This is a genomic window from Pandoraea commovens, assembly GCF_024704525.1.
Taxonomy (GTDB): Bacteria; Pseudomonadota; Gammaproteobacteria; order Burkholderiales; family Burkholderiaceae; genus Pandoraea; species Pandoraea commovens.
On record NZ_CP102780.1, the window covers coordinates 1,378,965 to 1,392,327 of the forward strand.

General features: G+C 65.0%; 10 protein-coding genes. 7 read left to right on the forward strand and 3 right to left on the reverse strand.

Annotation, left to right across the window (positions count from 1 at the left end):
- Positions 1-32: 32 nt before the first annotated feature.
- Positions 33-1,880 carry a phosphogluconate dehydratase gene (gene edd, locus NTU39_RS06785; protein ID WP_257959539.1) on the reverse strand — a complete coding sequence of 616 codons (1,848 nt, stop codon included), beginning with the start codon at positions 1,878-1,880 and terminating at the stop codon, positions 33-35.
- A gap of 192 nt (positions 1,881-2,072) precedes the next feature.
- On the opposite strand from edd, the gene zwf reads away from it, so the two are divergent.
- The 7 genes from zwf to NTU39_RS06820 all read left to right on the forward strand — a co-directional run bounded on the left by zwf (position 2,073) and on the right by NTU39_RS06820 (position 10,391).
- Positions 2,073-3,581, forward strand: coding sequence for a glucose-6-phosphate dehydrogenase (zwf, locus tag NTU39_RS06790; RefSeq protein WP_150665196.1), 1,509 nt, complete (start codon positions 2,073-2,075; stop codon positions 3,579-3,581).
- Positions 3,582-3,592: 11 nt separating this feature from the next.
- A complete protein-coding gene (pgl, locus tag NTU39_RS06795; RefSeq protein ID WP_150665195.1) occupies positions 3,593-4,270 on the forward strand; it encodes a 6-phosphogluconolactonase in 678 nt (225 codons plus the stop codon).
- Positions 4,248-6,119, forward strand: a complete 1,872-nt coding sequence (locus NTU39_RS06800; protein WP_257959540.1) for a bifunctional transcriptional regulator/glucokinase — start codon at positions 4,248-4,250, stop codon at positions 6,117-6,119. The genes pgl and NTU39_RS06800 overlap by 23 nt, the downstream gene beginning before the upstream one ends.
- A 133-nt stretch (positions 6,120-6,252) precedes the next feature.
- Complete coding sequence (locus NTU39_RS06805) at positions 6,253-6,840, forward strand: MarR family winged helix-turn-helix transcriptional regulator (protein ID WP_174984823.1); 588 nt, start codon at positions 6,253-6,255, stop codon at positions 6,838-6,840.
- A gap of 45 nt (positions 6,841-6,885) precedes the next feature.
- The gene (locus NTU39_RS06810) at positions 6,886-7,095 is read left to right on the forward strand and encodes a dodecin (RefSeq protein ID WP_150665193.1); all 210 of its coding nucleotides are present in this window, start codon (positions 6,886-6,888) and stop codon (positions 7,093-7,095) included.
- Positions 7,096-7,336: 241 nt separating this feature from the next.
- Positions 7,337-8,836 carry an AMP nucleosidase gene (locus NTU39_RS06815; protein WP_150665192.1) on the forward strand — a complete coding sequence of 500 codons (1,500 nt, stop codon included), beginning with the start codon at positions 7,337-7,339 and terminating at the stop codon, positions 8,834-8,836.
- A 178-nt stretch (positions 8,837-9,014) separates the two neighbouring features.
- Positions 9,015-10,391: a GntT/GntP/DsdX family permease gene (locus tag NTU39_RS06820; RefSeq protein WP_257959541.1), complete on the forward strand. Its 1,377-nt coding sequence runs from the start codon at positions 9,015-9,017 to the stop codon at positions 10,389-10,391.
- Between the two features lie 94 nt (positions 10,392-10,485).
- Here NTU39_RS06820 and NTU39_RS06825 read toward each other — a convergent pair whose 3' ends face one another.
- A complete protein-coding gene (locus NTU39_RS06825) occupies positions 10,486-11,739 on the reverse strand; it encodes an Hsp70 family protein (protein WP_150665188.1) in 1,254 nt (417 codons plus the stop codon).
- Positions 11,740-11,863: 124 nt separating this feature from the next.
- The gene (locus NTU39_RS06830; protein ID WP_150665187.1) at positions 11,864-13,240 is read right to left on the reverse strand and encodes an MFS transporter; all 1,377 of its coding nucleotides are present in this window, start codon (positions 13,238-13,240) and stop codon (positions 11,864-11,866) included.
- Positions 13,241-13,363 lie beyond the last annotated feature (123 nt).

The following is a 13,363-nucleotide window of genomic DNA, read 5'->3' on the forward strand; positions in this document are numbered from 1 at the left end:
ACGCCTTGTTTGCCTGACGTTGAGCGGTGAGATCAGTCGTGTTTCGGGTACTGCGCGTCGTTGAACAGCACGCTTGCGCCATGCGGTGCGGTGCCGACGTTGTTTCGGAACAGCGCGAACATATTGCGCCACGGATCGAACGGTCGTTGCGGCACCGCCTCGGGCGTGCGCGCGGCGAGTGTGGCGTCGTCCACTTCGCAGTGCAGGGTATTCGTCTCGCAATCGATCTCGATGATGTCGCCATCCTGCACGCGCGCGAGCATGCCGCCTTCCTCCGCTTCGGGCGACAGATGGATGGCCGCAGGCACCTTGCCCGATGCCCCGGACATGCGACCGTCCGTGACCAGCGCGACGTGATGCCCTTCATCCTGCAAGAGCCCCAGCATCGGCATGAGCTTGTGCAGTTCGGGCATGCCGTTGGCACGCGGCCCCTGGAAGCGCACCACGACGATCACGTCGCGCGTCAGTTCGCCCGCTTTGAAGGCCGCTTGCGCCGACTCCTGATCGGAGAACACGCGCGCCGGCGCACGTACCTTCTGGTGTTCGGGCTTGACGGCGGACGACTTGATGACGGCGCGTCCCAGATTGCCTGCGAGCATGCGCAGGCCGCCCTCGGGCGCGAACGGTCGCGACGCCGGACGCACGATGTTTTCGTCGAGGCTTTTGGTCGGCGCTTCCTGCCACGACAGCACGTCGTCGCGCAGGAAGGCCTCCTGCGTGTAGGCACGCAGACCGTGTCCCATGACGGTCGTCACGTCGTTGTGCAAAAAGCCCGCATCGAGCAGTTCGCGAATGAGAAAACTCAGGCCACCGGCCGCATGGAATTGGTTCACGTCGGCCTTGCCGCTCGGATAGACGTGCGCGAGCAGCGGGGTGACGTCCGACAACTCGGCGAAGTCCTGCCAGTCGAGCAGAATGCCGCCTGCGTGGGCCATTGCGACCAGGTGCAGCGTGTGATTCGTCGACCCGCCGGTGGCAAGCAGACCGACGACGCCGTTGATGAACGCTCGCTCGTCCAGAATCTGCGACGTATTGATGCCCGACTTCGCGAGCGCTACCGCACGCGCCGTGGCGGCTTGCGTGAGCGCGTGTCGCAACGGCGTATGCGGGTTGACGAACGACGACCCGGGCAGATGCAGGCCCATGAATTCCATGAGCATCTGGTTGCTGTTCGCCGTGCCGTAGAACGTGCACGTGCCTTCGGCGTGATAGGCGGCGAGTTCGGCGTCGAGCAGGGCGGTGCGTGTGACGCGGCCCGCTGCATATTCCTGCCGGATGCGCGACTTCTCGTCGTTCGGCAACCCCGACGGCATCGGGCCTGCCGGGCTGAACACGGCGGGCAGATGGCCGAACGCCTGCGCGGCGATCACCAGCCCCGGCACGATCTTGTCACACACGCCGAGGAACATGGCGGCGTCGAACATCTGATGCGAGAGCGCGACGATGGCGGCCAGCGCGATCACGTCGCGCGAGAACAGCGACAGCTCCATGCCCGCATAGCCTTGCGTCACCCCATCGCACATGGCGGGTACGCCACCGGCGACCTGCGCGCTCGCACCATGCGCGCGCGCTGCGGATTTGATGATGTCGGGGAATTCGGCGAAGGGCGCGTGCGCCGAGAGCATGTCGTTGTATGCGGTGACGATGCCGATGTTGTGCGTACGCTCGGAGCGGATTTTCAGACGATCGTCGGCGGGGGCGGCGGCCAGTGCGTGGGCCAGATTCGCGCATCCGATCTTGTCGCGCCCGGGTTGCCCCTGCGTGGCGCGCGCGACGCCGTCGAGATAGGCCTGACGGGACGACCGGCTGCGCTCGATAAGGCGCTCGGTCACGCGTTGTACCACCGGATGCAGCGACACGTTATGCGAAGACTGGGTCATGAGGGATCCCGGGACGGACGTTGTGGGGCGGGAGGAAGCGCGGAATGCGTGCGAACTTTCGTGAATGTCGTTAACTCGCCACGCCATGAGGGCATGTAGTTAAAGCACGATATTTTGTTGAATTGCAGTGTAGTTAAACTACAATGCAGTGTCAAAAGTTGCGCTTTCCCAGTGACACGTGGACGTCTTGTCATGAACACGCCTTCACCCTATACCTTTGTGTTGTTCGGCGCTACCGGCGATTTGTCGCTGCGCAAAGTCCTTCCCGCGCTGTTCCGCGCGTTCCGCACCGGCCAGCTCGGCGCGGACGATGCGAAGGACGCAACGGCGAGTTCGATCACCGCCGCCACCGATGCTGGCCGCATCCTCGCCATCGCGCGAAAACCGATGGACGCCGCCGAGTACCACGCGTGGTGCGAGCAGCATGTGCGCGGACACATCAAGCCCGACGTGTGGGACGAGAGCGCCTGGAAGCGCTTCCTCGACACCATCGACTACATGCCGCTCGATCTGGGCCGCGAAGACGAGTTCGGCGTACTGGCCGAGCGGCTGTCGAAGCGTCCCGGTGTGCGGATCTTCTATCTGGCGACCGGGCCGTCGCTGTTCATCCCCATTTGCGAAGGGCTGCGCAGCGCGAAGCTCAACGAGAACAGCCGCATCGTGCTCGAAAAGCCGCTGGGTCACGATCTGGCGTCGTCGGAGGCGATCAACGACGCTGTCGGCGCGATCTTCCGCGAAGACCAGATTTACCGCATCGACCACTACCTCGGAAAAGAGGCGGTGCAGAACCTGCTGGCCCTGCGCTTCGGCAATGCGATCTTCGAGCCGCTGTGGCGGCGCGAACTGATCGATAACATCCAGATCACGATTGCCGAGGAAATCGGCGTCGAGGGACGCGGCGAGTTCTACGAACAGACCGGCGCGCTGCGCGACATGGTGCAGAACCATTTGCTGCAACTGCTGGCCATCGTCGCGATGGAGCCACCGCTGTCGATGGACGCCGACGCCGTGCGAGACGAAAAACTGCGCGTGCTGCGCTCGCTGCGTCAACTGGACGACGAGAGCGTTTCGCGCAATGTCGTGCGCGGGCAGTACGGCGGCGGGGCGATCCGCAATTCGGCGGTGCCCGCGTACAACGACGAGCCGGGCGTGCCACCGGACAGCCAGACGGAGACGTTCGTCGCGCTCAAGGCCGACATCGACAACTGGCGCTGGGCGGGTGTGCCGTTCTTCCTGCGCACGGGCAAGCGGCTCGGCGAGCGCGTGGCGGAGATCGTCGTCAATTACCGCGCGACGCCGTATCCGCTGCTGGGCGACGCGACGGCACAACCGGGGGTCAACCGTCTCGTCATTCGCCTTCAGCCGAACGAATCGATCCGTCTGTACTGCCTCGCGAAGCAGCCGGGCGAGGGCATGAATCTGCAATCCGTCCACCTCGATCTGGCGTTCGACCAGTTCTTCAAGGGACACCGGATGGATGCGTACGAGCGTTTGTTGCTCGACGTCATCAACGGTCGGCTGGCGCTGTTCGTGCGGCGCGACGAGCAGGAGCAGGCGTGGCGCTGGGTCGCGCCGATTCAGGCGTACTGGTCGCGACAGCACAAGGGCCCGAAGCGTTACGCCGCCGGCACGTGGGGACCGCCCGCCGCCAGCGCGCTGCTCACGCAATACGGATCGAGCTGGGTGGAAGAAGACAACTGACGGCGGACCGCATGATCCATTGGCGAACCTTTCCCACGCGCGACGCGCAGGCACATGCGCTGGCCAACGCCGTCGTGGCGGGCATCGACGAAGCGCTGACGATTCGCAAGCGGGCGTTGCTGGCCGTCTCCGGCGGCACCAGCCCTCGGGCCTTTCTCGCGCAGCTCGCGCGCCTGCCCGTGGCGTGGCGCGACGTCGACATCACCTTGGTGGACGATCGCTGGCTGCCGCCCGATCACGCCGACAGCAATGCGCGACTCGTGAGCGAGACGCTGTTGCCCGGTGCGACCGGCGCGCGCTGGTTGCCGATCGTCGACACAGCGACGGCCACGGCGTTGCACGTGCGCACGCTCAACGACACGTGGACGCATGGCGTGCCGCAAGTCTGCGTGCTGGGCATGGGCGAGGATGGGCACACCGCGTCGCTCTTTGCCGACGCCCCGCAATGGCCCGAGGCCACCACCACCCACGACAAGTTCGTCTTCGTGCAGCCGCAGCACGCGCCGTATCCGCGCGTGTCGTGGTCGCTCGCCGCGCTCGCGGCCTGCGACCGGCTCATCCTGCAAATACAGGGCCCGGCCAAACGCGCCGTGCTCGAAGCCGCGCAGGCGAGCGAACAGGACAATGCCATCTCCCGGCTGATCCACCGAGAAGGAGTCAAGCTCGATGTCTTCTGGAGTGAGGAATAACCCGCCCCACCTGAGCGGTCCGCGATTGCTGGCCGACATTGGTGGCACCAACGCCCGCTTTGCGCTGGAGATCTCGCCGGGCGATCTCGTTGAAATCCGTGATTACGCCTGCGACGACTACGCGGGTGTGCCCGAAGTCATCCGCGCTTACCTCGACGAGGCGGATCACGCCGAGCCGGTACAGCACGCTGCCATCGCCATCGCCAATCCCATCGAAGGCGATGAGATTCAGATGACGAATCGCGACTGGCACTTCTCCATCGAAGCGACGCGCCGTGCGTTGTGTTTCGAGACGCTGCTGGTCGTCAACGATTTCACCGCGCTGGCGATGGCGCTGCCGTATTTGACGGACGCGCAGAAGCACAAGATCGGCGGCGGCGAACCGCGTCCGAACGGTGTGCTGGGTCTGCTTGGGCCGGGTACCGGTGTGGGCGTGTCGGGCCTCATTCCGGCGGGAGACCGATGGATCGCGCTGGGCAGCGAGGGCGGCCACACAACATTTTCTCCGGCGGACGAGCGTGAGATCGACGTGCTGCGCTACGCGTGGAAGCACTTCCCGCATGTATCGTTCGAGCGGCTGGTGGCGGGCCCCGGCATGGCGCTTGTTTATCAGGCGCTGGCAGAGCGCGCAGGACGTCGCGTGGAATCGCTTGAGACCCCGGCCATCGTCAAGCTCGCGCAATCGGACGACGCGCTCGCGCGTGAGACCGTCGATTGCTTCTGCGCGATGCTGGGCACGCTCGCAGGCAACGTGGCGGTGTCGCTCGGCGCGGTCGGCGGCGTGTACCTCGGCGGTGGCGTGATTCCGAAGCTCGGCAAGCTGTTCGAGGATTCGCCGTTTCGTCAGCGCTTCGAGGCGAAGGGCCGTTTCGAAGCGTATCTGAAGAAAATTCCGACTTACATCATCACGGCCGATCATCCCGCGTTTCTAGGGACGTCGGCGATTCTCGCGGAGCAACTGGGCACGCACGCAGCAGGGGCGGGAGCGCTCATCGACCGTCTGCATCGTTTGCGCGACCGTCTGAGTCCCGCCGAGCAGCGCGTCGCGGAACTTACGCTGAAGCAACCGCGCGCGTTGCTGGCCGAGCCGGTGGCGGAGATCGCGCGTCTGGCGCGTGTGAGTCAGCCGACGGTGATTCGCTTCTGCCGCAAGCTCGGCTGTCAGGGGCTGTCGGATTTCAAGCTCAAGCTCGCGAGCGCATTGACGGGCACTTTGCCTGTGCGTCACGGGCAGGTGCACGTGGGCGACACCGCTGCCGAATTCAGCGCCAAGGTGCTCGACAACACCGTGTCGTCGATTCTGCAAATGCGCGAGCATCTCGATGCCCGCACCGTCGAGGCGGCCGTGACGCTGCTCGACGGCGCGCGTCGCATCGAGTTCTACGGCTTGGGCAACTCAGGTGTGATCGCGCAGGATGCACACTACAAGTTCTTCCGTTTCGGCAAGCCGACGATCGCGTACGGCGATCCGTACCTGTTGCAGGCGTCGGCCGGGTTGTTGGGGGATGGCGATGTGGTCGTCGCGATTTCCGCATCGGGACGCTCGACGGACCTGAACCGCGCCGTCGATATCGCACTCACGCGCGGTGCCAAGGTCATTGCGCTTACCGCTCGCAATTCACCGCTCGCCCGCAAGGCGACGCTGGTGCTGCCTAACGATCATGTGGAGACGATGGGCGCACACGTCACGATGATCGCGCGGATCCTGCATCTCGCCGCCATCGACGTGCTGGCCGTGGGCGTCGCAATTCGGCGCGCCGGTCCGGGAGGCGAAACCGCAGGCGAGGGCGCGCTCGACTGGTTGGGACACGGCAGCGGACAGGGTGACGGGACACCGGCGGCGGCCTGAGGCGGACTGATGCGGTCGGAGGCGGCCCAGGGTGGCGCCGGACGGGGAGGGCCGGGCAGTGGTCCGGGGATGCACCGGATGCCGAAGTGTCGTCGGCTTGATATCCCTAAACATGTTTAGCATAATGCGGCATATGAAAGTAACCGATTCCGCCCAACGTTTCGGCTTTCTCGTCGCAGACATCCAACGTCTCTTCGGGCGCCGCTTCGAGCAGTTTGCACAGCGCACGCTGCCGATGACGCGCGCGCAATGCCGCTTGCTCGCCTATCTCTCCGTCAATCGCGGCGTGAGCCCGACAGTGCTGGCCGACATTCTGGAAACGCCGGTACAGACGCTCGCCCGCACGCTGGAGCGCATGGAAGAGGCCGGTTGGGTGCGACGTCGGCCCGATGCGCGCGATCCTCGCATCGAACGCCTGTTCGTCACGCGGGCGGCCGTTGCGCAATTGCAGATCGCGCGTCGCCTTTCCGACGAAGTGCGCGATGAAGCGCTGCACGGCCTGACCGCGTTCGAAGCGGTGCAGCTCACGCAGTTGCTGCAAAAAGTGCGACGCAATCTCACACACGTCGTTCCCACGCCGCTCGATACCGTTGTGCCCGCCGTGCTGCGTCGCGCGCAGGCGGGAAATGAGGCGAGCGTCAGCGAGCATGCGGCGGCCGTCGACTTGCTCGACGATGCTGGCGACGACCTGTCGGAATGCACCGACTTGCGGCCTCAGTAGCACACGCCTAGCATGGGAAGTCTCCAAACCCACCCGGAGGCTGACATGACGAATCACGTGTACAAGCAAATCGAGCTGACCGGCTCGTCGACCAAGTCCATCGAGGACGCGGTCAAATGCGCCATCGAACGCGCGAGCAAGACGCTGCGCAATCTGAACTGGTTCGAGATCACCGAAACACGCGGCCATATCGAAGACGGCAAGGTCGCGCACTGGCAGGTCACGCTCAAGGTCGGCATGCGCCTCGAAGACTGAGCGCACGCACCCGGCACCATCCGGTAGCATCCGCAAGAACACGCTCGGCCGGGGACGAACTTCCCCGGCCGACGTCGCACCCAATCTCCTTCGCATCCCCTCTGAATCCCCGCGAAAACCCTGCCGACCGCGCCTTCCGCCGAATGGGAATCGACCGGCTTCACTGTCCCGCAGATGTCGTACAGTCGTGTCACAATAGGCGCATATTCGAGATCACGAAGAAGACAGAAGAGGTTTGCGCATGTCCGAACAAGAACCGGTCCATGCCACCCGATCGATCGCAGATCCGGTGGAAGCCGTCGCCTATCTGAAGACGATTTACGACGCCAATACGGCCTATCTGCGCGCGGCATTCGAGCGCTTCTCGAAGCAGAAGGATCAGGCGCGCCGCGTGAGCGCCCATTACCCGTTCATCCGCATCACCACGGAAGACATCACCCAGCTCGACAAGCGCCTGTCTTACGGTTTTGTCTCGGGCCCGGGCAGCTATCAGACCACCGTCACGCGTCCCGATCTGTTCGAGAATTACTACATCGAGCAGTTGCGCCGACTGGCGCACAACCACGGCGCCGCGTTCGAGGTCGGCGTCTCGGACGAACCGATTCCCGTGCACTTCGCCTATCAGGACGGTGTGTACCTCGAAGGGGATCTCGATCAGACGCACTTGCGCGCCATGCGCACTGTGTTCGACGTGCCCGACCTCGCGAAGATGGACGACAGCATCGTCAACGGCACGCGCGATCCGCTGCCAGGCGAGATTCTGCCGCTGGCGCTGTTCACCGCGCCGCGCGTCGACTATTCGCTGCACCGGCTGCGCCATTACACGGCGACATCTCCCGAGAACTTCCAGAACTACGTGCTGTTCACCAACTACCAGTTCTACATCGACGAGTTCGTGGAGCTGGGGCGCGAGTTGATGAGCGCGACGGACGATCCCGCGCTGCGCGAGTACCGCAGCCAGTACACGGCGTTCGTCGAGCCGGGCAACGTCACGCACTGGAACCAGAACATCGGGGCGCGCGCCGAAGAGGGCACATCGCCCCCGCGCCTGCCGCAGATGCCCGCGTATCACCTCGTGCGCCCGGACAACACCGGCATCACGATGGTGAATATCGGCGTCGGACCGTCGAACGCCAAGACCATCACCGATCACATCGCGGTACTGCGTCCGCACGCGTGGATCATGCTGGGGCACTGCGCGGGCCTGCGCAATTCGCAGCGTCTGGGCGACTACTGCCTCGCGCACGGTTACGTGCGTGAAGACCACGTGCTCGACGACGACCTGCCGCTGTGGGTGCCGGTGCCGCCGCTGGCCGAAGTGCAGGTGGCGCTGGAGCGCGCGGTGGCCGATGTCACGCAGCTGGACGACTTCGAGCTCAAGCGTGTAATGCGCACGGGCACGGTGGTGACGGTCGATAACCGGAACTGGGAATTGCGCGATCACCGTGAGCCGGTGCAGCGCATGAGCCAGAGCCGCGCGATTGCGCTCGATATGGAGAGTGCGACGATTGCCGCCAACGGTTTCCGTTTCCGCGTGCCGTACGGCACGTTGCTGTGCGTGAGCGACAAGCCGCTGCATGGCGAACTGAAGTTGCCGGGCATGGCGGACCGCTTCTATCGCGAGCGTGTCGATCAGCATCTGAAGATCGGCGTGAAGGCCATGGAGCTGCTGCGCGACAACGGTCTGGACCGTTTGCACAGTCGCAAATTGCGCAGTTTCAACGAAGTCGCGTTCCAGTAACGCGACCCGCAGCGGCGATGTTTTGTCGATCGAAACTTGCCGCTGCCTCCCGCCTGCCCCGTCTCACGGGGCGTTGCGGCCCATGCGTGCATGCGGCCGTCTCCAGTAGCACAATCCCTGCACACACCGGCTGCGCGCTGCGCGCCGGTGTTTTCGTTTCTCGTCATCAAGGATCATCGTGGAGATAGTCAACCACGTCGTGCCTTGGGCAGCGCACGACACTCGCCTTCTGCTGTCCTGTCTCGTCGGCCTCGTGGCCATCATCGTTTTCATCAGCGCGCTCAAGCTATCGCCGTTCCTGTCGATTCTCATCGGCACGTTCATCGCCGGGCTTGGCGCAGGACTACCGCTCGAAGCGGTGGCCAGTTCGTTCAGCAAGGGCGCAGGCAGTCTGCTGGGCGATGCGGGCATGATCATCGCGCTCGGGGCCATGCTCGGGGCGTTGATGGCCGACACCGGGGCGGCCGACCGGATCGTCACGGTGCTGCTGAAGTTTGCGAAAGGTGCGGCGTTGCCGTGGATGATGGCGCTCGTCGCCATGATCATCGGCCTGCCGCTGTTCTTCGAAGTCGGTCTGGTCATGATGGTGCCGATCATCTTCGTGATGGCGCGTCGCGCGAACACGCCGATCCTGCGCGTGGCGATTCCCGCGCTGGCGGGCATGACGACGCTGCACGCGCTCGTGCCGCCGCATCCGGGACCGCTGATCGCCGTGTCGGCGCTGCATGCGGATCTGGGCATGACGATGGGGTTGGGGCTGCTCATCGCCATCCCGGCCGTGATTCTCGCCGGGCCGTTGTACGGCATGTGGCTTGCGCCGCGTTTGCAAGTGCAGGCACCGCAGCAAATGGGCGAGCTATTCACCAAGCGTGACGACGACGCGTCGCAGCCGCCGTTCGCGGCGGCGCTGCTGGTGATTCTGCTGCCGGTCGTGCTCATGCTGGGCCGCACGCTTGCGAAGGTGGCGCTTACCCCGGAGACGCCGCTGTTCGACGCGCTCAACTTCCTCGGCGAGCCGATCATCGCGCTGGCGCTGACGGTCGTCGTCGCCATCGTCGTGCTGGGCTGGGGGCGAGGTTTGCCGCGCGCTCGCGTGGGCGAGACACTGCGTCGCGCGTTGCCTCCGATTGCCGGGCTGCTGCTCACCATCGGTGCGGGCGGCGGGCTGAAGCAGGCGCTGGTGACGGCAGGTATTGCGACGACCATCGGCAAGGTGGCGGTCGGCACGCATATGCCGCTGATTCTGCTGGCGTGGCTGATCGCGGTGGCGTTGCGTCAGGCGACGGGGTCGGCGACGGTCGCCACGACCACGACCGCTGGTATCGTCGCGCCGCTCGTGATGCATCTGCCGCCGGTGCAGGGCTCGCTCATCGCGCTGGCGATCGGGGCGGGGTCGGTGTTCTTCTGCCACGTCAACGACGCGGGCTTCTGGATGGTGCGTGAGTACTTCGGCCTCAAGCTCAAGGAGACGCTGTGGGTGTGGTCGGTGTTGCAGACCATCGTGTCGCTGGTCGGACTGGTGATGACGTTGCTGCTCTGGCAATTCCTCGTGTGATTCGTCTCGATTCGCTTCGCCTGACGGCATAAAAAAAGCGCGCTGATCTTTCGGTCGCGCGCTTTTTTCGTCGTGGGACGCGTGAGACGAACGATCAGGAAAACACGCGCTTTGCGTGAATGCCCAGACCTAGCGCCACGCTGGCGAGGCGGTCGCCGAAGACCGGCGTCGCTTGCGGGAAGGCAGCGCACATCGCGCTGGACAGACAACGCAGTCCCGTCGAGCCGCCGGTGAAATACAGGGCGTCGACATCCTCTGCGCGCAGCCCGGCGAGCGATGCCGTATGCACGGCGCCCGCCGTGATGCTGGCGATTTCGTCGCTCACAGCCTCTACCAGACCGGCTTCCGAGAAGGCCACACCCAGTTCGCGCTCGATGACCGAGAGGTCAATGCGCGTCTCACCACCGGCGGACACATCGATCTTGGCCTCTTCCGCATGACCGACCAGTGCGTGCCCGAGGCGTTGTTCGACCGTGCGCATGAGACGACGGTGATGCGCCGCGTCGGCATACAGATGCGCCGTGAGCGCCAGTTCGCCCACGCGCTTGGGCGTGTAGACGGTGTTGATCAGGTGCCACGTGGCGAGATCGAAGTAAATCCGGTTGGGGACTTCCTTGCCGTCCGGGCCGAGCGCCTTGTAGCCGAGTTCGCGCAGGATAGTTGCCAGCTCGATGCGGCGGTCGAAGTCGGTCCCGGCGATGTGTACGCCGTGGTGCGCGAGCACGTCGTCCTTACGATCCAGATGACGGGCGCGATCCGGGCCGACACGCACGAGCGAGAAGTCGGACGTACCGCCGCCGATGTCGACGACCAGGACTTGCTGTTCTTCCGTCAGACGCGATTCGTAATCGAATGCGGCGGCGATCGGTTCGAACTGGAAATGCACGTCCTTGAAGCCGACGTCGCGTGCGCTTTGTTCGAGCGAGCGCTGCGCGGCAGCGTCCGCCTTCGGATCGTCGTCGACGAAGAACACCGGACGCCCCATGACGACCTGACGCAGATCGCCGCCATCGGCCTTCACCGCATGGGTGCGCAGGTGACGCAGGAACGTGGCGATGATGTCGATGTAGCGCATCGCCGAGCCGTTACCGAGGTCGGTGGTGCTTTCGATTAGGGAGGAGCCGAGCAGGCTTTTGAGCGAGCGCATGAGGCGCCCGTCGTAGCCATCGACGTAATCGGCGACGGCCTGACGCCCGAACGAGGCGCGGCCGCCTTCGTCGGCGTTGAAGAACACGGCGGTGGGCAGCGTGCCGTATCCGGCCTCAAGTTCGACCAGACGCATGGCGCTGCCGCCTTTCACGGCGACGGCAGAATTCGAAGTGCCGAAATCGATGGCGCAGAAACTCATGGCGTTTGCGGCCCGCGCTGGCGAGCCGTAAAAGGTCGGCAGTGTAGCACGGCCGGACGGTCGGCCGGGTGAACCCGCTTACGTGGCCCGGGAAGGGGTATCCGGCGCGGCGTCCGACGCGTCGTCATTTCACTGCCGGTTGCGCGGACGGCAACGTGCGCAGACTGCTCACGACCGCCGCTACCGCTGCGAACGCGGCCGCCACGTAAAGCGACGCTCGCGTGCCGTAGCCCTGCGGCGCGACGCTGAAGACAAGCGCTACGAGCGCCGCGCCGGTCGTCTGTCCGGTCAGGCGCGCGGTGCCCAGCATGCCGCTTGCGCCCCCGCTGCGATGGCTCGGGGCGGACATCAACATCGCGTAATTGTTGGGCGACTGGAACAGTCCGAAACCGAAGCCGCACAACGCCATGCGCCACACGATGTCGAGCGTGCCTGGCTGATCGGGCAGCAAGCCGAGCGCGAGCAGACCGAGCGCGAAAGCGGCCAGCCCGATCGCGCCGAGCAGCCCCGGCTTGTAGTACTCCAGCAGACGTCCCGCCAGGGGGGCGACGACCACAATGGTGAGCGGCCACGCTGTCATCAGCAGACCCGTTTGCACATGATCGAAGCCGAGGGTGTCCTGAAGGAAGAAGGGCAGCGAGACGAATGCGAGCATCTGCGCACAGAACGACGCCATCGACGTGCAGATCGACAGCCCGAAAATGGGGATACGCAACAGATCGACGGGCAGCAGCGGCACTGGCTGACGGCGTTGGCGGCGTACGAAGACCGTCCCGATGACGATGGCCGCCGCAATCTCCACGGCGACGAGCCAGCGCTCCTGACCGTGGCCAAACGAATCGATGCCGGAGATCAGTAGCCCGAACGTCAGTGCGCTCAACAGCGCACCCATCCAGTCGAAGGGATGCGACGAGCGCGTGCTGTCCGGCAGCGAGCGCACGGCGATAGCGAACGCGATGATGCCCAGCGGTACGTTGATCGCGAAGAGCCACGGCCAGTGGGCGATAGAGAGCACGCCCGCAGCAATCGTCGGCCCCGCAGCGGAGGAGACGGCCACGATCAGCGAGTTGAGGGCGACACCGCGTCCGAGCCAGCGCGACGGGTAGATCGTCTTCACAAGCGCCGTGTTCACGCTCATGATCCCGGCCGCGCCAAAGCCTTGCGCTACGCGTGCGAGCGTCAGCGTGACGAGGGAGTCGGAGAGCGCGCAGGCGAGCGAGGCGACGGTGAAGAGGGCGAGACCGACCGTGTAGACGCGCCGGTAGCTCACGATTTCGCCGAGCGCGGCGAGCGGCAACAGCGAAATGGTGATGGCGAGCTGATACGCGTTGACGATCCAGATCGAGGTGGCAGGGCTGGCGTTCAGATCGCGCGCGATGGTCGGCAGTGCCACGTTGGCGATGGCGCTGTCGAGCACCGACAAGGCGATAGCGAGCATGACGGTCGCCACGGCCCAGAGCCGTGCAGGCATGGGCATGCCGTCGGAAAGTGTGTTGGACATGAGAGCAGCAGGAACATCGGTCGCCTGTCCGCCGTCCGTCGCGCGAGGCTGCCGCGACCGGAGAGGATGATGGACGAGGGTGGCGAAGAGGAAAGTGTCATGCTGCCTGAAATCCCGGGCGGA